The sequence below is a fragment of the Enterococcus sp. C50 genome (genome assembly GCF_040887505.1).
Taxonomy (GTDB): Bacteria; Bacillota; Bacilli; order Lactobacillales; family Enterococcaceae; genus Enterococcus_B; species Enterococcus_B thailandicus.
Genome location: NZ_JBFOFW010000011.1, coordinates 1 through 20,870, shown reverse-complemented (window position 1 = coordinate 20,870; position 20,870 = coordinate 1). Strand labels below are relative to the sequence as shown.

Sequence of the window (20,870 nt, the reverse complement as noted above, 5' to 3'; positions counted from 1 at the left end):
CTTCCCCCTAAATATAATCAACAAATTTTGCTCGGAATTTTAAATGAATGTGTGAACCAATCAACAGTAATAAAAGAGTTGTACTCCAAAAAATCAGACCATACGTTCCTTTATTCCAAAACCATTCTCTAGATAAAAATGAGTCTCTAAATCCGTCAATTAAATAATATAACGGATTAATTTCTAAAATCTTTACTAGTCCTTCAGGTAGATTTCTTGTTTGAAAATTCCAAATTGCTCCAGATATATAAAATAACAGTCTGAAAATTGATTGAAGCATTACATGATAGTCGCGCACTAGCGTTGTAATCGTTGCATTAAAGATGCCGAATGCATAAAGAAAAACAAGCATAGAAAAAAAGTAATAAATATATTGTAACCAATACAGCGTTGGATAGACTCCATTTAATAACAATGCAGTGATAACAATCATCATATACCAAAAATAATTCGTCAGCTGTCCCGCTATAGAAATCGATGGTAAAACACTAACAGGAAACTTCATTTTAGAAACTAAACCAACTTGTTTATAGATACTATTTGACGCTTGCATAATTGATGGTGATATAAAAAACCAAGCAGAAATTCCTATAATCATCCAGATAATATATGGGACTCCATTAATCGTTCTTCCACCATGAACACCTAGTCCAAAAACCATATAATAGATTCCTACTTGAATTAATGGATTCAATATTTGCCATAGTAATCCTAAGTAATTATTTTGATATGTCGCTTTTTCTTCATACTTCGACATTCTAAAAATAATTCCTAGGTTTGATAGTTGCTCTTTAATAATAATCGCTACTTCATTCATTACTCACACCTCCAGTTGAGCTATCTTGTTGGATTTGTGAAGCAGGGATAGTGATTTCTACTCCTGCATTGATGACTTCATTATCCAGATTGTTAACTCTCATTAATTCTTCTAACGAAACGTTGTATTGTTGTGCAATCCCTAGGAGGGTTTCTCCAGGAACAATCGTGTGCGTAACCATCTCTATCGATTCACTTGAAGTACTAGCATCTGATTCTTCACTTTTAGTTGTAGAGTTAGATGTTTTACTACTTTCTTTTGAAGATTTGTTGGAGATGTTTCCCTTAGATTTTCTTTCATTATTTAACCAGTGTGTTCTTGCAAATTCCACTGGATTATTAAAGAAATAGGTTAACGAACGGCCACTAAAACTAATAGTTGATAAAGTAATCATTATAAAGAATAAGCAAATAATCAAAATCTTAGTTGATAGTTTCATTTGCGTGCCAATTTGATTTCTTTCCATTTGTTTCTGTAACTGTTTTAATTCTACCCTTGTCATCAGATGATCACTTTGTAATTTTTCCATTGTACTTTGATACATACTTTCTAACGAAAAATCTTTTTGTGCTTCTTTTTGTGACTTTTGATAATTGTTTTGTTTTTCTTTAGGTAAATCTTTAAACCACTTGGTAAACTTTTTATATTCATTAATTACTTCTTTAGTAGGCCCAAATCCAGCTACTTCACCGTAATGTAACCATAAAGTTTTATCACACATTTTTTTTACCTGACCTAATGAATGACTAACAAAAAAGATAGTTTTTCCTTCTTTTTTAAATACATTAATCTTATCAATACATTTTTGTGCAAATGTATCATCCCCAACGGACAATGCTTCATCGATAATCAAGATATCTGGATTTTGATGGATTGCCACAGAAAATCCTAATCTTGATTTCATCCCACTAGAATAATTTTTGACTGGCTGATCAATAAATTCTCCTAGATCAGCAAAATTGATGATATCGTCAATTTTGTCATCAATTTCTTTATTACTCATTCCTGACATTGAACATTTTAATTTAATATTTTCTCTGCCCGTTAACGCAGCTTTTAAACCTGCACCAATTGCAACAATCGAGGTCTCTCCATTAATTTCTAGCTCGCCAGAAGTTGGTGGAATAATTCCACCTAGAATTTTTGAAAGGGTAGATTTTCCAGAACCATTAATTCCAATTATTCCAATAGTTTCTCCAGACATTACTTCAAATGAAACACCTCGAAGTGCCCAAAATTTTGGAATACCTGTAGCTGTAGATTTAAATAACGATTTTAGCTTATCAGATTTCTTTTTTAATAGTTCATATTCTTTAGTTAAATACTTAGCTCTTACCTTTACTGTTTTTTCAATCATATTTATTGCCCATTCCAATCTTTTTTCAAAGATTATTTTTTTAATTAACTATTTTTTATATTTAACAAATCTTTATTTTACATTAGAAATGATTGAATCTTTTCTTTTATTATTGGTAAATCAAACATTTGATAGTGCTTCTTGTTTTGTATACCTAACAAAAAAGGATCTAACGGGGATTTCAAAATAATAGGTAGCATTTCTAATGGCAGCGTAATTTCAAATAGATATTTCCCATCCACATGCACTCCTTTATAAAGCAAAGGTTCCATTTTTTCTGGAGTAATTACATGAATATAGCAAGCTGGATTATTTTTTGTGTTTGTTAATTTGATTTGTATCTCAAGATTTAATTTAAATTCAGTATCACTTTTTATGATAGAGTGAACTGATTGACTTAGTGACTGCACTACCACTGGAAGTTCATCTTGATAATCATCTAGATAGTCAAATAAACATAATAGTTTTTCACGAATCTTATCCTTAGAATATTGTTCAACGACTTTACCAGTATTTTTAGATAATTTATTTAAAGAGTCTGTTTTTTTTACTAATTCAACGATTGTTCTACTTAATGCAGAAATATCGCCATTAGGAACAATACGCCCATTTAGACCATCTTCGATTAAATCTTTTGGTCCATAATTATAATCAAAAGCAACAACTGGAGTATTCACACTAAGACTTTCTAAAATTGAAATACCAAAACCTTCCGCCTTTGAAGTCATTAGACTGAAACCACTACGTTGAAACTCTCCAATTGCATCCTGCGTATAGCCATGAACATGTATGTTTTTTTCGACACCTAATTTTTTTATCAATAGTTCATAACTTTGTTTTTCATCCCCTTGCCCAAAAATATCTAGTTGTGCATCTGGAACTTCCTTTACTGCATTGGCAAATGCTTCAATAGCTAAATGAATTCTCTTTCCCTTATTAAATTTTGAAATAATTACACCACGATTCAAATTCTTAGATACTGTCGGTCTTGTTTTATTTACAAGAAATGGATGTCCAATAACAAATAAATTATCTCTTTCCCCAAATTGGCTTGTAATATGTTTTTTCATTTCATCAGTAAGAAGAATCACTGCACCAAATTTATCCAAATTTTCTAGTGTTCCTTTTGTATATGCTCTTAATGGACTACCATACGAGCCGTCCTTGCCGTAAATATTTCCGTGAATAGTTGCTACTGACATTATTTTATTTGTAAAACTATTTTCTATGACACAAGAATCCAAACGATGATCTTCTACAAAAAAATATGGTCTATTGGACATTTCATTCAGTTGAAATATCCAATAGTCTTTCAATTGCTTTTCATTGTCAAATTGATTTACATTACCATTCTTTTGAAAATGTAAAATATATGTCATTTGTGCTTCTTCATTATACTTACTTGCCAAATATTTTCTTCCGTCACTAGCAAAAAAATCACTTTGAGCCAAGAATCCTTCGCTGTTGAAATAATTTGTCCTTAACAAGATACCATCACTTCTAAAAATCTCTCTCTTTATTCTTTTTTTATCTTCAAAATAGTCAATCATAGAAATTGATTGATTTGTATTCAACTTGATTCTTTGTAATAATTTATTGTTCTCCTTGTACTCAAATACTTGCTCATTTTTCGTACTCTGAACAAAATTCATTTTTCTTTCGTATTCATCAAAAGTTACCACACTGTCACTATAGAAAAGAGTTTTATCTTCCGAAAAAAATTCGTAAATATTCATGAAAAAAACATTATCTGGTAATTTTTTTATCTTGTGTATATCATTAAAAATATTTCTATATTGCGGGCGAAAATTAAATGTACAAATATGTGTAGCAAGAACATCTTTCTCCCATGTTTTACTTCTCAAAAACATAGACTGCACACGCCCGCCTGAATCCACACTAACAGAATCATTAAGAAAAAAGATTTCTCTTTGTTTTAGATTGGCACTCATTAATAAGTCACTTCCTTTTGATTATTTTTAACAAGGTCTTCTTAGTAATAGGTCTGATACCACCATTTTTTTTCGATTTAACGTTAGAATTTACGATTGCCTCATAAATCCGCTTCGAATTATCATGATCCATCAATGAGAAATACTCCTTACGCATATTTGCATAAATATCTTTTTCTACGAACCCATTTTTTATTGTTTCTTGAATAAGCGCGATTAACTTATCTGAAGTATATGCTACGTCACCAAATAAATCAGTCTTAGGATCCATGTAAAGTCCTTCATATTGTAAATATTTTTCTATGTCAAATTGGAAAAAGACACATGGTTTCTTTAAGTAATACATTTCCCAAATCACACTTGAATAATCTGAAATCATCATTGAACTCTTCATAATCAACTCGTCCATTGGGACTTCTAAAAATTCATATTTATCGATTATTTCTGGGTCAATTTCAAATAAATCAATATATTCTTTGAACTTTGGATGTAAGAAAAAAGCGATTCTTACATTGTTAGCTACAAGCAACTCTTTTAATTCTTTAGAAGCTAAAAATTGACTGTATTCTTTAAAATAATCCGTTTGAATAAATTTTTCTTTAGGTAGACCGTCCATCCACGTCCGCCAAGTTGGCATTACAAAAATTTGACGATAGGGAATTTCGGTTGTTCTGTCTCGCATAACATCCCAACGGGCCAATCCAGTCACAGCTACTTCCTCTTCTTCATACCCCCACTCATTGATTACTAAACGTTTTTCATATTCTGAAGGTACAATTACTAAGTCAAAAACATTTCTATTTTTATAAAAATCGGGAACTTTCTTCAAACCGTTCACACCATGTTGTAAATAAGCTAACGGTTTTTCTGTTAAAACACGCCCCATATAAGTTTCTTTTTGCTTTAAATTATAAACATTCCGCTTAGTATCAGAAGAAATTAGCAACGTCGAAGAAAATAGATACAAGAAATATTTAAACGACATAAAGTTCAGGGTACGATCTTTCTTATCAGCTAAGAATTTTGCTTCGGTTGCATATTTATCAATCACATAATAAAACTGATCATGTTTTTTGTTTTCGTAACAATAATTAAAAAAGTGATACCCACTATCATGAGCTGAGGAAGCTAGTTTTTCAAACCCTATCCAAATATCTTTTTTAGCAAAGTACGGCTTCATCAATCGAGCTAAATAATAAGCAGATTTTTCTTTAAAATTATTCCACTTGGTTTCATAACTTTCTCTTTTTCGATAAGTAAAAGAGATATCCTCACTAATTGTAATGTATGGGTACATTAAAAAATCATCTTGTGTATGATACTGATACTTAAGTGTGTTACTTCTAATATTTCGTTTAGCAGCTTTGCTCGCTTTATTTATGCGTACAAAGTAACGTTGTTCATTTATATTTGTCTCAACATACAAATCCCAATATAATGGCTCAAAATCATATATTGATAAATCAATTGTCGTTTTAATTAAAAGGTGATTTTTCTTTTGATCAATAGTAAAGTCAGTTATTTTTATCCGTTCTAGCGTATCTTTATTGCGCTTCACTAGTAAAACACTTTGAACAGATATCTCCTCTTTATTTTTTGTTTCTAGTTTGCAAGTTAACCTTACTTTTGGTTTTTTATAAACAAAATCAGCTACTTGCGTTTTTATTTCATAACGCTCTTTAGCTAAGTTAGATAAGTTGTTTTTTACAAGCGATAAAGTATTGCTGTTAGTCAAATATAATTCAAAATGTTGAGAATAAGCTGTCTTATGCTGACCATAAGTGACTACCCCAAAAAACCGATTCTTTTTATCTTTGGGTAATTTATCTTTATTGGCCAAACGCATCAATTGATATTGTCCTTCGCTAAAAACATATAGATAAAAATCAAAGCGAGCTTTTTTTAATTCAGCTGCTTCGTCCTCCATGAAACTGCGTAAACTACAGTAGTAATAATCATCCTTGTTGTTCAAAGGAAGAATATAATTCAACCCTTGCCCTCTTTTATTGATGATTAATTGCGCATTTTCAAGATGTCTTTCTAACTGAAAGCTCAGCTGATAGTCCGTTAGTTCCAAATTAGAAAACTTAATTTTAACATGTTTTTTTAATTCTTGATTTGTAAAAGAAGCTGGGGTTTTCGTTTTCTTTAATAAATAAAGTTCATTATTTTCTATAAGTAAATCTTCTCCAACATTATCTCCCGCTAAGAAGACTTTTTTGATTGAAGTAAATATTTGCTGATTTCCAAGATATAATTTTACTTTCCCACATAATTCAGGAAAAAAGTTTCGCTTAAAGGTAATTTGTCCATCCTTCACTTTACCAAATAACCAACGTTCCCCTATCAAGAGAGAAGCTTCCACCATTGAGTGAACAGCTGGTGCAGTCAGAACAACTGATTCATTTGTCACTTCTATATTAGTTACTTTCATCTCTAAATTGTGGTACTCCGTATGTTTCATTTTACTATTTGCTAAAAATTTAACACCATCAAATACAATTAATCGACCGCTGACGTGAGTAACATAATGTTGTGCAATAGACACCTCATAATTATGATCCACTAAAAAATCAATTGCACAGATATCTTCACCCAAGCAGAAGAATATTTGAGGGTTTCTATCAGTTTTATTTAGATTAATAGTCGCTAGTTCATTATCCTTCCTCCCAATTATAAGAGGCTCGGCCATTACTCCAGTGAAATTTGTACTTCGATACGGGACAGTCTGGATACAAAATCCCGCTACCGACTTCGAAACAATTCTATAACTATGGGCTTGTTCATCAGTTAAAAACAGTTGGCTTTTATCCTCTACAAGAAAAATTTCATTTCCCAAATTATCGATAATTTTAAATTCATCAGTTATAAAATGTTCAATATTTAGACTATACGTATCCGTATTTTCGTTTCTAAAAGGAAATCTTTCCCCAGAGACTGAAATTAGTTCACAAGGCTCTTTTCTTGTAATATAGAATCTACCCTCAAAAATCCGTACACTGTTCATTATTGATCCACTCTTTCTTTGACTATTGTTTCATAAATTCTTTGACTATTTTCACGGTCATGATAATTAAAATATTTTCCATATAATTCTTGATAAGGTTCCTCCAAAACAAAATCTTGAGAAATCGTTTGTTCAATTGTGTTAATCACCTGGTCAACTGTTATGGCACGTCTACCAAATAATTCCGTTTCCATGTCAATATAGCTTCCTTCATATTCATTATATTTTTCATAATCAAATTGGAAAAATATAACAGGTTTCTCCATATAGAACATATCCCAAGTAACAGATGAATAATCACTAATCATTAATGAAGATGCCATAATCATTTCGTTTACTTTAATATCACCAAAAGCGTATAGTTGTACTCGTTCACTTGGAGCACTAAATTCAGAAATGTAATTTTTGAATTTTGGATGTAAGAAAAAGATAATTTCTAAATTATTCTCTTTTAGAATTGTTTCTAACTTGCTTGAAGATAAAAATCCCATATAGTTATTATAATAATCCGTCTTGATAAATTCTTCTTTCGGCATATCTTCCATCCATGATCGCCAAGTTGGCATAACAAATATTTTTTTGCGTTCTTGCAGATTCGAATGATCTTCTAGTAAATCCCAACGTGAAAAACCGGTAACTGCAATTTCATCTTCATCGTATAACCAATTTTCATGTAAAATGTCTTTCTCAAAGTCGGATGTCGCAACTACCATATCAAAGTTGCCTCGTCCTTTGCTTTTCTTAAATACGTCTGAACGTTTTAATGCGGTAACTCCATGCTGTAAGAATACACTTTTCTTTTCTTGAATTGCTTTTGCAGCACGACCAGATCTCACTCGAATATTATGCACATGTCGTGGCGTTTCAGATGCAATCAATAACTTAGAAGCATATAACATAACAAAGTAGCGATAAGACATATGAGTAAGAATATTTTTATGTTCCTTTTTGGCATTTAAATAGTCTTTCGAATCCTTTGATAACACATAGTAATACTGTTTTTTGAGATTATTTTTCTGTACATAATCAAACATTGCATAGCCATTATCTTGCGCCGTTTGAGAAAATTTTTCAAATCCTAGCCAAATACGTTGCTTGTCCAAATGTTTTTTGAACAAACGATAAGTTAAATAGCCTGCTTTATCCTTAAAACTTGTCCATTTATTTTCATAATTCTCTTTTTCTCTAATCATAAATGCAATATCGTTGGAGAACGTAACATACGGATATATAATTTTAGATTTATCATCGTTCAACACACTATTATCCAAATAATCTGCTTCAACTTGATTCAATATTTCCTTTTGTGCCCCTTTTACTTTAATTGGATAAATCACTTCATTAAATTTCATTCCAACGAATAGATCCCAATACAACGGGAAAAATTTATCCCAATCCATTTCAAAAGAAAATTCAAATTCATTTTTTGTTTGATTGATCAATTTACAATTGATTTGCATGTTATATTCTTTACTTCGTAATTGCAAATAAGCATTTTCCACTTCAAAATGTTCTTGACTATCTATTACTATTTTGAATACATAGCCGTGTCCAGTTTTTTTCATACCTTTTAATTTTGTTTGCACTTGAAAGTATTCTCTTGCACCAGCAGTATAGGTAGAAAATACGCCACAAATAATGTTACTTTTTGTTGTATAAACTAAGAATGATTGCTCTTCAGTTAGTTGAGTTAAACTCAATCCTTCCTTACGCTTTTTACTCTTTTTCATGCGTAACTTGCATTCCTCATATTTTGAGTAAGGCGTTTCAAACGAAAGGCGAAAATCAAGACGTGGAAACTCTCCTACTGAGTTTTCAATAAGTGATGTTAAATCAAAACGGATAGCTGCATCGTTTTCTGTTCGAGCCTTACTTTCTAAAATAAATGTTTCCTTCGTTGCGCGTTTGATAACTTTTAACTGTATCGAAGATTCGATGCCATCTAGTTCAGGAATAGTTAAGTTTAGGAACTGATTCTCCATCGTTAATTTTGTTACATCTAAGTCTTTCGTAATCATTTTTTTCATGAATTTTAAATATGCAGGATATGCATCTTGCAATAAGCTGATTCCTTTATCCTTATTGACATACAAACCAACATTATATTTTTCAGGTTGGTCCTCATGAGCGGCCCACTCCATCAGTAATTTCCCAGGAAGTTTCTCAACTATACTATCTTTGATTTTTAATGGTGAACGCTTAATTGCTTCAGACGTGATTTCTTGAAGATAAAAATCACCATAAAGTTTTGTATCTTGTTCCAGTTCGCTCTTTATATCTGAAAGATCAGCAGAATAGCTACCATCTTCCATCAGGGACAAATGAATTAAAATCAAGTCATTTTTTCCACGGCGTTTCATTATTAAGTTTTGTTTCAAAGAGAATTTCTTTTCTGGTACTAAAAATAGTTTTTCCCCTTCAGACCAGATATTCTTGATTCCTACAGATTTCGTAACTTTGACTGGATAATTCTTAGCTATAAAAGTTTCATAATCATAAGTTATCAACGTGGTTTGCTTGTGATGTTGAATGAGTGAATAGCTTAATACATTCTGAGGTTGAACTTTTAAGTCTAAATAAATTTTTTGCTTTGTAACACCATTGATTCCTATAATTTTATATTCTTGATTTGGTGAAAGAGGTGTCTCCAATAGATCTAATGTGAATCGTTCCCCCGATTTTTGCCAAGGAATATAAAGTTCTTTGGTTTTTCCTTCCAAAGCAATTTCTTCTAGATTATTTATTCTGATTTCTAAGCTACTAAAATTATTTTTTAAAACTGGTTGTGCGTTTATGAGTGGTTCAATCCAAATAGAATTTCCTTTAATAAAAAATTTCACTTGGTTTCCAATGATTTCAGGATATTTTTTTAAAACATGTAATTCTTTTTTGGAAAACTTATAAGGGACAAATTCTTGATTTTCTTTTTTAAATAGTTGGATTTGTTGACTTGGTAACAAAGTAAGACATTCTTTTGTCAACTTAAAATAATCTGCTTGTTGCGTTTGAATATATACATTTTGTAAATTCTGGATATCCTGTACAGAGGTTACAACTGCTTTATTTCGGATAAGCATTGTTTGTTGTACATTTTCTAGTAGGAAGAATGATTCTGATAAAGGATAAAATTGAGCATTTCCATTTTCTACTTCTGAAGTGACAATTTTCGTAGCAACGTATTGATCTAATACATATTCAACAAGATACAAAGAAGAACTACTGAAGCTTTGGATAACTGCTAGCTCCTGAATCACTTCGGTTAGATTAACAGAAAGTTTATTATCTTTTTGGTAGCCATTAATTCTCAAATAGTAACCAGCTTCATTTTTAACAAAGAAATCGACTTGTCGATAGTCTGCGATTTCTTCAATTGTCAAATGAGTATTTGTCAATTGAGCTATGATTTGTCCATCATTTTTTACGATTTGCTTTGGAGAAATCATGTAGTTAAATATCTTCGATTCAGAAATAAAGAAATATTTTTCTTCTAATAAATGGATAGGTAGCGAGCTATCTGATCTATCTGTTAACTCAGTAACCTTGATTGTTCCAAAAATAGTGACTATTTGTAAGGGACGATTAAAAATATTTAATCCCTGAATAGAAACGCGATACCCCATTCCTTCTTTACTTGCAAGCATTTGATGCGTTTTTCCAGATATACATTCTGTCAAGTAAAATTTTTCAATTATCTCTTCACCAGATAATTCAATATAAATTGATTGATTATCATAAATTAGCTTCTTAGCTACTAACGTTGTTTTCAATTTGTTCACCTCATAAGCAATATAGGAATGTTAAAAATTCCTTTTATCCGACGATATCGTTGACGCGTATTCTAACCATTTCAACTAGTCGATTTCTTTTAATTCTTTGTTTTATTCTATTTATTAAACTAGGTTTGTATCGTTTAATTTCTTCAAAAATCCTAGCTGAATTTTGATTATCTATATAGGGAAAGATTGTTTTTGCATGTGCGCTCACATCGCTTAAAAGATAACTTTTTTGTTTCATTTGTAAAATCAAAGATTTTGCATCAAAACAGCGAATTTCTTGTAACTCTTCATTAAGATCAAGATAACTTCCTTGCATTTGTTGGTATTTTTCTATGTCAAATTGGAAAAATATTGTTGGTATTCCTTGATACAAGGCCTCCCAATAAATGCTGGAATAATCCGTTATTAAGCATTCACTCTCAGAAAGAAGTTTGTTTAGCGGAACGTCCCCCATTGGAATAATACGTAGGTTTTTATGTGCAGAAACATCAAACAATTGAATATATTCTGCTAATTTAGGATGAATATAAAAAATAATGGTGTATTCTTCAATTTCTAAGAATTTTAGTAGTTCGCGATTTGATAGCAATTGAGAATATTGTTGAAAAAAATCTGATTTAATGAATTCTTCTTGGGTTAGATCCTCTAACCAAGTTCTCCAAGTTGGCATAATTAAAAATTGTTTTTTCTTTATCAAATTACCTTTATTTTTTTGTAACTCATCCCATCTAGCTAACCCTGTTACCACAATATTTTGAGGAGCATATTCTAAATATTTTTGAACTATTTTTTTCTCCCACTCTGCGGAAGTAATAAAAAGCTCTGCCTGATTATTCGAACGTGTTGCATTAAATGTATTATCAAGTTTCTTAAGACCTAAAACACCATGTTGAAGAAAGACATATCTTTTTTTATCTAGAATGGGTTTGATTGGTCCTGTTTGTACACGCCAAGCATATCCATGTCCCTTAGATTCCGAAGCAACAACTCTTTTAGCTATAAGTAGCAAAAATAAATGTTTCACGCTCATAAAATCAACTCGACGTCGATGATAGTGATTTAACTTGTTATACTCTGGTGACTCTTTTTTTATTACAAAATAGGCACGTTGACTAGTTTTTTCTTGTAAATAGTTGAAAAAATAATACGAATTATCTTGTGCTGTATTTGAGTATTTTTCATGAATCAGCCAAATATCGTTCCCTAAAAAAAAGAGTCCTATCGTATGAGCCAAGATATAAGCAATCCATTCATTTTGTTTGTATTTTTTCGTCTCATATTCGCTAAAAGGACGAAAATTAAGACTGATTGCATACTTCATTGTTTGATATGGATACACTATGTTATCATCTATTTTTGACTGATACCTTCCCGAAAAGTACTGTAATTTTAAATATAAAAAGAATGACTTATTGATTATTCTACAATCATAGGTTTCTTGCTCACCTTTGCATTCTAAATATAAATCCCAGTAATAATACTCCCAGTCATATGCAGCAAGATCAATTGAAAAGACAAGTTTTTTTCCAGTTTTCTTTATTGGTTGTGCTTGATAGGCAGCTGTTAAAGTTCCTCTGTGTTGGATTTTTAACAAATAGGCAAATCCCTCACGATATTCTATTGGAATCTTAACTTCTAAAATCAATGATTGCTTTTTCTTCAAAGCTAACAACTTAGCCTTCTTATGGTAACGGAGTTCATTCATTTTGACTGGTGGTTGTATTGTAAATGATAACGATGTTTTTTGAGAGGCATAGATCATTGCTTCACGAGTAGCATCTCTATATAAAAAATCAAGATATTTATTTTTTTGTGTATGAATTTTAGCTAGTAAAAATTCGTATTTTTTGCCTTCAGTTTCAAGATAAAAATGGTACCTACCAAGTTCATTTACTTGACCAATTAAGTCAAGATTATTTATAACTACGGTCGTTATTCCCGCCGTTTGACTTCTAGAATAAGGAAGCTTTTCATACAGTTTTCCAGCCTCTGAGCGGACATCTATCGTAAACTTATTTTGATTCAACTCGAAAAATGAAAATTTCAATTGCTGATTTTCAATCAAACAGTCAAATATGGGTAATCTATTTTCTTGTAGAATCTGTTGTTCAGTGAACCAATTATGCGTCCTTAATTCTACTATTGTCATGTTCCTATCAACTAATTTAACTACTGAGTTATCTTTAATCTCTACCGGTAATTCTCGATCGACTTCAATTTGAAAAATAAACTCATCTGCTAATAGCATTCTCGTTACGTTGACAATCTGGAAATTTTCTTGATTGATTTGTAATGAGTAATTTTCCGAGAAAACGTCAAGAAGCGAGGTGTCTTTCAAACTACCTCGCAAGTTGTTATTATTCAGTAAGATAAATGAGCATTCGTATTTCAAAAAAACACCTCTTTTCAACTTTACAACATTAATTAAATTACTACTTATTCAAGTCTTTCTTTATTTGTGTAGTTGAAATCTCAGGTGTTCTTGGTAAATAGAAAACTTCAGCTGTTGTTTCTGTTTCCAGAAAATCAAATTTACCTGCCCAGTCGTCTCCCATCACAAAAGTATCAATATGATATTCTTTGATGTCCGATGCTTTTTGACTCCAGCCGTTTTCTGGAATTACCAAGTCAACGTACCGTACCGCTTCTAGTAACTGTTTCCTTTTTTCATAAGAAAAATAGCATTTTTTTTGCTTTTGCTCCCAGTTAAATTCGTCTGTTGATAAAGCTACGACTAGATAATCTCCTTGTTCTTTAGCTCTCTTTAATAAATTGATATGACCATAATGTAATAAATCAAATGTTCCATAAGTAATTACTCGTTTCATTTTGTTCCTCCTAAAATTTTCGTTATTAATTTCTCAGTCGCATCAATATCATCAATACAAAAACGTTGATAAAATGCACGATAGTCTCTATTAGTTGTAAAAGATGTTGAATTAATTGCATGGATTTCAGAAATAAGGTCTGCACGTTTCTGAATGATTGGTCCTGGCAATTGATTCAACACCCCCTCATAAAATCCTCTAATTTCCTGTCCGTAAGACTCTAAATCATACATATAGAAAATCATTGGCTTTTTCGTTAAGGCAAAGTCAAACATGACAGAAGAATAGTCCGTAATCAACAGGTCTGCAATCAAATATAAATGACTGATATCTTCGTAACTAGAAACATCTATTACGCGATTCCCATATTGCTTAGGATCAAATTGTTCTGCCACTAAGTAATGTAGCCTAGTCAAAATAATCGTGTCTGATTCTTGTTCTAAAATTTCAGTGAAAGGAAATTGATTATCAAACTTGTAAGCACCTTTTTTTATAAATTGGTTATCTCGCCAAGTAGGTGCATAGAGGATAACTTTTTGATTTTCAGCAATAGTTAACTTTTTTCTGATTTGTTTGATCTTTTCACTATTATCAGGTAACAGAAGAATATCATTCCTTGGATAACCGATTTCTAGGATCTCCCCTTCATATGCAAATGCACTTCGAAAAATTTCCGTACTATATGCATTAGGTGAAATCAAATAATCCCAACGGGCCGCTTCGTTTTTAAAATTTTCCCGATACTTATTTGTATCCGTTCCTGGCATCGTTACATTTTTAATATCTAAGCCTAATCTTTTTAATGGTGTTCCATGCCATGTTTGAACATACATATTTTTACCTTTAACCATCCACCCAGGCATCCTAGTATTGAAAAACCAATATTTTGATCTTGGCATTGTTAGTAGCCACTTCAAGCCCATCCGTCTGACATAAGGAATATCATTTTCAATAAAAGGGGCTTCAAAGCCTTTCTTTACCGCCCAAATACAGGTGTATTCCGGATAATTTTCCCGAATATATTCATAAATAGCACGTGGGTTGTCACTATATTGTTTGCCATGAAAACTTTCAAAAAAAATTAGCTTTTCTTTCGGATGTTTATTAAGGAGAGAAAAAACTTTTTTCACCCATCGATGATAAATTATTTCAAGATTTCTTCGCACTATACTCACTCATGTCTCCACTCTTTTATCTCTTTTTTGATTTCTACATCTAGTTGTTGCACCTTGTTTTCCATTTTGGCATCCCTATGTCGCACAATCGAATATAAATACTTCGGAATCTGCACCAAACGATCATAACGCTTCATCGAAAGCGAACGATAGAGCCATTCAAGATTGTTGTCTAAATAAAATTTTGGTGCCCGCTTGACTGCTCCTGCAAGGACATCAAAAGTACCACCAACATCTAGAAAAACTTTGGCATTCAATTGATCTACGTTTCTTTCCAAAAAGATTTCTTGCTTAGGTGAACCCAAAGCGACAAAGAGAAAGGTACAGTTTGCTTGATTGATTTTTTTAATCACTTCTTCTGTATTTCTACTTGTGTAGCCATGAAGTGTACCTGCTACTTCAATATTCGGATATTTTTCTTGAATATTTCGTGCAGCTTGATTCACAACATCCTTTTTCGCTCCATATAAGAAAATCCGGTAGCCAAATTGATTCGCAAACTGCAAACTTCTTTCCATCACTTCAATACCAGTTATCCGTTCACGAATATTTCCTCGTAACATTTTAGAAGCCTTAACCACGCCAATTCCGTCAGCAATTCGATGTGTTGCCCGTTCTAAATAAGCCTTTACCTCTGGATACTGATAAGCTTGCAATGTAATTTGAGGATTAACACTTGTGATTAACATTTTTTTGTTTGCAGCTAGATATTTGGGGATGTCCTCCACAATTGTTTGATAGGTCAAATTATCAACAGGGACTCCACTTATGTATTCTGTCCTACTCTTCTTTTCCACCAATCTCACCCAGTTCCTTTTTCACTAACGCCATTATCTTTCCAACAGTTTTGCCATTTTCATATTGATTCCATAACAGTTTTGCTTGTTTTACCCCTTGTTCATTTGCTTCATATGAATAGGTCTGAATTGTTTGCCCCAACAATTCCTGATTCTTCACGACTGGTCCAGGTGCCCACTCAAGAAAATCATTTTGAATTCCTGGATTTTTTTTATATTTATCAAAATCAGGACAGAAAAAAATAATTTTTGACTGTTCCTGTATAGTAAGATACTCAAAAGTACTTGCCGAGTAGTCCGTAATCAATAGTTTGACATTTGGATAACTTTTCATAATGTTTTGGTTCCACCAATGTACATTTTTAGGTAATACCCAATTTTCTTGCTGGATTGTCGGATGCAGATGTACATAAAATTGTTCCTCAGGTAGTTTAGAAAATGTAGCTAATACTTGACTAAGAATTTGCTCCATATCTTTTTTTTCCGGACGATACGTTGGTGCATATAAAATAAATTTTTTTGTTTGTTCAACTGATCCTGCTACTTTTTGAGCTGTTTCTAATCTCAAAGAACCGAACTTTTGAATCACTTTTTGATTTAAACTGTAGCTTTTTTGAAAAACCTCTGCCATCTTATCCGAATTGACTACTACATAATTGAAGGAGTCATAAACTTTTTGAAATCTTTTTTTGTCTTGCCGACTACGTTGTTTCGTCTGTGGATCATCCCAGCCAAATTTTTTGATTGCACCATCAGCATGCCAGACTTGAATGACTACTTGATTTGGCGTCATCACGGCTAACTCAGGAAAGTAGTTATCAACAATAATTACTTTTGCTTGTTTTAATAACGTGAGATTTCTTCCTAAAAAAAGACTTTTGGGTGTAAATGGGCGAACATCGATCCCTTCACTCTTTAACTTTTCCGCATACTCGCGGCACTTGTCTACAAAAAAAACAGTCACCTTTCCTGGATAGTTCAAGTGAAGCTGCTTAATCAAGTCGCCTTCATTAAACGAAAAACTCATAATGTACACAATCGTCGAGGTCAATTTTCTCTTAGGCCAAAGCATTGCAGCGGTCATATATCCATTTTTCAATATATTCATCACTGAACTACTCCTTCCCAACCTAACAATTTTGTCACCTAATCAACATTTTCTATCCTAGTTTATACACAAAATGCACACAAACTAATCGACAAAAAATCAATTTTCGGTCTATAAAAAGGCAATATTTGATCTAATTATACAGAATAATATAAAGAATTTAAAGGCGATTCGTTATGTGTAATACTCGAGAAATACTTACGTAATAATAATTTAATATTATAGTCTTATTTGTAAAGTTCCGCTTTTTAATTACCGTTATTTATTAGTTGATAAAACCATCAATCTACAGCTATGTTGTATTTTTAATGACTAAATCAAAAACAATATCTTTCAACTTCGTAAAATGCAGCTTAATTGATATTATTTAAAAAAACAAACATCTAACCACGAATCAAAAGACCTCACGCCTTTTTTCTCAGTAGTTAGATGTTTGCTTAATTGACTGATTCAAATTTATTTATTTAACTTTTCCCATAAAGCTGGTGCTTGGTCTGGGCTCCAAACGGAAATCGAAGTATGTTCTTGTAAACATTTATATTGATGTCCTTGATGAGTCACAATATCCCCAATATGATAAGTCACGCCAACTTTCCATTCACCTACTTGACCACTGTCAGATGTTGTCGTTCCTGTCACTTGCTGACTAAAATCAGATAGACCAACTCGATTTACCGCTTTGATCTGATACATGTACGTTGTTTCTGGTGTTAGATTTTGATCCGTGAATTGATTATCAGTTGTCGTTGCCACTTTTTTATTTTCACGATAAATCTCATAGGTGGTTACTTCTTCTTCTGGTGCATTGTTGTCCCATGCTAAAGTTAAACTATTTGCTGTAGCTTTGCTAATTTCTACATTTGTTGGTGCAGATGGCTTGTTTAACTCGGATGCCTCTTTTGTAATCACATCTAGCTTAGTTGAGTGCGCAGATTGGTTATTTGACGTATCTACTGCTACGACTGTATAGCTATAGTTTGTTGCTGCTGATAAACCAGTGTGCACAAAATTTGTTGTTTTACTTGTGCCAACTAACTGATTGTTTTCATAAATAGTGTAATGATCTACTTTGACATTATCAGTAGACGCTTTCCAAGACAATGAAACACTGTTTGAGGTCGCAGATGCTGTTAAATTGGTTGGAACAGATGGTTTCTCTGTATCAGGTACCTGTTCTTCAAATAATCCTTGATACGCATGTGCAAATGATTCATTGTAACCAATTCCTGCTGAATTTTTTCCTTCGTCCCAGTTAACACTCCAAGTCATGATTCCTTTTAAAGGCGTCCCTTTTGCCGCTAGTTTTTCAAATACTTGATAGACAACATTCGGATCTTTGACATAACCATTTGCTGCTGCATCTTGGTTTGCTGGAAGTCCTAAAGCTAATTTATTGGCTGGGATATGAATGAAGCCATTATTTCCTTTATCAAATGCATCTGAGATTCCATATAGAAATTCAAACTTTTTGCTATCATTGTTTTGAGCAATCCACTCTGAGCCAACGCTAATACCATCTCCTGCTTGATTATAAAGCTGTGGAGCAATAAAGTCATAATCGTTTTCCAAGGCAGTAATGTAAGGGACATATTTCCCTGCTGTTCTTAAGTATGGGAATTCTGGAGCCATTGAAATAATAAAGTGTTTATTTTGTTGTTCATAATGGTTGCGCACAATTTTTAACGCTGCTGGGATTACTTTCGCATTATCACCTGCCGCTACAGCCGTTTGTTCCAAATCAATATCTAATCCATCAAAGCCATAAGTATCGACCAAGCGAATAATTTCATTTGCAAAAGCTTGTTCTTGTCCAGTTGAAAGTTCAATATGTGAATCTGCGCCACCTAATGATAAAAGAACCGCACGATCTTGTGCATTTAAGGTTGCCACTTGGTTTCGGAATGCTTGATCACTCATATTATACGGTTTGAAAGTTGGAATTCCCTCACCCTTCATAAACGCAACCGAAATGACATTGTAAAAAGGATTGATTTGTTCTAATTGGATATCAGCGGGGGCTCCGCCCACATAACCTGCCCCCATTTCTCCAGGCCAGTTATGATAATAACCAACTGAAATTTGCTTGTTCGCAATACTTGGCATTTCATCTGCGGTATCCGCAGCAACACCATTAGCACAGCCAAGTAATCCTCCCATGACACTAATTGAAAATAACAATAATTTTTTTTGCATTCTTTACCCTCCAACACTTATTTTATTTTAAAAGCCTTCTCAATTATAAACAGCCTCCTGTAAAAAAGATTTTTTTGTACGCTATTGCAACAAAATATCCTTAAAACAAAAGGGTGTTCACACTTTTTAATAAAAAGGCAGCACAAAAGAAGACTTTCTTCATTCGAATTGGAGTGTGTTATCTTAAACTAGAAATAAAATAACAAAAGGAGTGTTAAAGATGCCAGAACATGCTTTTTTGATCCGGAAGTTAAGGAAAGAACGTGGCTTTACTCAGGAGCAGTTGACCATGGGAATTTCCCAACGAGGAACACTCGCTGCTTTCGAATCTCGTGGAACAAAAATCAGTTTTGAGCTTTTGATTAATTATTTAGAAAAAATGAATGTGACCTTAGAGGAATACGAATTTTTACTAAACGAGGGTTCGCTGTCGCCAAAGCAAAAATTAACCAATTATTTTCTTACGACTCCTGGACTCACTTCTGCACAAGAAGACGAATTACTAAAAGAATATGAAAAAACCGGAAATATTTTTTACCGTTTACTTTACGCCCAACGAAAAATCATCCTTAATCATTTGGAAAACAAAGCAACCACTCCTGAGGTGAAAAAAGAAATACAACTGATTATGAACTATTTAGAACATATTGATACCTGGGGGCGTTTTGAGCTTTCAATCTTTTCAAGATGTCTTTTTATTTTTAAAACAGATTATATCGTACGTTCCTTCTATCATAGCGTCACTAAAATGGGGATTTATCAAGATACAACTGTCCAGCAAAACTTATTAGCCAATTTTATTTTAAATGGCGTCAGACTGTCTTTTACTCGTTCATCAGCTACTTTAAGAACTCTTTTTCTTACTGAACTAAAAAAACTAGCAGAATTACATACAAATAGCTTAAATATAGCTTATTATAAAATTTTTTCTGCCTTGGATCGTTTAGCTCGAGGCGATCAAAGCGCAATTGCCGAAATCGATCAAGGAATTCATTTTTTTGATTGGTTAGGTCTAACAGCAATGACGGACTTCATCATTCGATTGAAGACAACTTATAGTTGATTAAATAATTTTTGTTGCAATAACATACAAAATAATTTTTCAAAACTGTTCCATTTTATACTACTTGTTGTTGAAATAACTGAGTTTTATTTCAAACAGATTATTTATTTTGGAGGGTTTCAAGATGAAAAAGAGTACACTGCTAGGGTTAAGTTTCGTTTTAGTTGCAACTGGGTTGACTGCATTAACAACTGTTTCTGTTGATGCACATGGGTATGTCAAAGAACCAGCCAGTCGTGGTTATCAAGGCTTTTTAGACAAAAATCAGCTAGGTTGGAGTGCCGCGCATGATAAATATGGTGCTGTAATTGATGACCCACAATCACTGGAAGGAAAAAAAGGGTTCCCACAAGCTGGACCTGCTGATGGGCACATCGCTTCAGCTGATGGTGTATTGGGTGATTATACTTTAGACAAACAAACAGCTGATCGTTGGACCAAACATACAGTATTCACCGGTAAAAATAATTTTTCTTGGACATTTACTGCCGACCATGCAACAACAAAATGGCATTACTATATTACGAAAAATGGTTGGGATCAAAACAAACCATTAACTCGCGATGAATTACAATTAATTGATACAATCGATCACGATGGTGATGTTGCTTCAACAGATAAAACTCATGAAGTAACAATTCCTACAGATCATCTAGGCTACCACGTGGTTTTAGCCGTTTGGGATATTGATGACACACCAAATGCGTTTTACAATGTAATTGATGTAAACGTCAAACAAGGAAATCGCTTGACTAATTTAGCACAATAAAAAGAAAGGCTGAGGCAAAACGCGCATG

At 32.6% G+C, this 20,870-nt stretch carries 13 protein-coding genes; 2 read left to right on the top strand and 11 right to left on the bottom strand.

What is annotated here, in order from left to right:
• Positions 1-7: 7 nt before the first annotated feature.
• From AB3I20_RS11830 to AB3I20_RS11780, 11 genes are all read right to left on the bottom strand, one after another.
• A complete protein-coding gene (locus AB3I20_RS11830; protein WP_067482525.1) occupies positions 8-817 on the bottom strand; it encodes an ABC transporter permease in 810 nt (269 codons plus the stop codon).
• Positions 810-2,174 (bottom strand): ATP-binding cassette domain-containing protein, encoded by a 1,365-nt coding sequence (locus AB3I20_RS11825; RefSeq protein ID WP_368027404.1) that lies wholly within the window; start codon positions 2,172-2,174, stop codon positions 810-812. Before AB3I20_RS11825 ends, AB3I20_RS11830 begins: the two co-directional genes overlap by 8 nt.
• A gap of 77 nt (positions 2,175-2,251) precedes the next feature.
• Positions 2,252-4,126: a glycosyltransferase gene (locus AB3I20_RS11820; RefSeq protein WP_067482527.1), complete on the bottom strand. Its 1,875-nt coding sequence runs from the start codon at positions 4,124-4,126 to the stop codon at positions 2,252-2,254.
• Positions 4,127-4,133: 7 nt separating this feature from the next.
• Positions 4,134-7,133, bottom strand: a complete 3,000-nt coding sequence (locus AB3I20_RS11815) for a CDP-glycerol glycerophosphotransferase family protein (RefSeq protein ID WP_368027403.1) — start codon at positions 7,131-7,133, stop codon at positions 4,134-4,136.
• Positions 7,133-10,900 carry a CDP-glycerol glycerophosphotransferase family protein gene (locus AB3I20_RS11810; protein WP_368027402.1) on the bottom strand — a complete coding sequence of 1,256 codons (3,768 nt, stop codon included), beginning with the start codon at positions 10,898-10,900 and terminating at the stop codon, positions 7,133-7,135. Before AB3I20_RS11810 ends, AB3I20_RS11815 begins: the two co-directional genes overlap by 1 nt.
• Positions 10,901-10,943: 43 nt before the next feature.
• A complete protein-coding gene (locus tag AB3I20_RS11805; RefSeq protein WP_067482533.1) occupies positions 10,944-13,301 on the bottom strand; it encodes a CDP-glycerol glycerophosphotransferase family protein in 2,358 nt (785 codons plus the stop codon).
• 40 nt (positions 13,302-13,341) lie between these two features.
• Positions 13,342-13,737 carry a glycerol-3-phosphate cytidylyltransferase gene (gene tagD / locus AB3I20_RS11800; protein ID WP_067482535.1) on the bottom strand — a complete coding sequence of 132 codons (396 nt, stop codon included), beginning with the start codon at positions 13,735-13,737 and terminating at the stop codon, positions 13,342-13,344.
• Positions 13,734-14,867, bottom strand: a complete 1,134-nt coding sequence (locus AB3I20_RS11795) for a CDP-glycerol glycerophosphotransferase family protein (protein WP_231885389.1) — start codon at positions 14,865-14,867, stop codon at positions 13,734-13,736. Before AB3I20_RS11795 ends, tagD begins: the two co-directional genes overlap by 4 nt.
• 41 nt (positions 14,868-14,908) lie before the next feature.
• Entirely contained in the window at positions 14,909-15,709 is an 801-nt protein-coding gene (locus AB3I20_RS11790; protein ID WP_082294016.1) for a WecB/TagA/CpsF family glycosyltransferase, read from the bottom strand.
• Positions 15,693-16,817, bottom strand: coding sequence for a CDP-glycerol glycerophosphotransferase family protein (locus tag AB3I20_RS11785; protein WP_086270742.1), 1,125 nt, complete (start codon positions 16,815-16,817; stop codon positions 15,693-15,695). Before AB3I20_RS11785 ends, AB3I20_RS11790 begins: the two co-directional genes overlap by 17 nt.
• Positions 16,818-17,273: 456 nt before the next feature.
• Entirely contained in the window at positions 17,274-19,010 is a 1,737-nt protein-coding gene (locus AB3I20_RS11780; protein ID WP_086270741.1) for a glycosyl hydrolase family 18 protein, read from the bottom strand.
• A 220-nt stretch (positions 19,011-19,230) separates the two neighbouring features.
• Between AB3I20_RS11780 and AB3I20_RS11775 the strand changes: the two genes are divergently transcribed.
• The gene (locus AB3I20_RS11775) at positions 19,231-20,073 is read left to right on the top strand and encodes a helix-turn-helix domain-containing protein (protein WP_095803781.1); all 843 of its coding nucleotides are present in this window, start codon (positions 19,231-19,233) and stop codon (positions 20,071-20,073) included.
• A 124-nt stretch (positions 20,074-20,197) separates the two neighbouring features.
• Positions 20,198-20,842, top strand: a complete 645-nt coding sequence (locus tag AB3I20_RS11770) for a lytic polysaccharide monooxygenase (protein ID WP_067482545.1) — start codon at positions 20,198-20,200, stop codon at positions 20,840-20,842.
• The last annotated feature ends 28 nt before the right edge of the window (positions 20,843-20,870 follow it).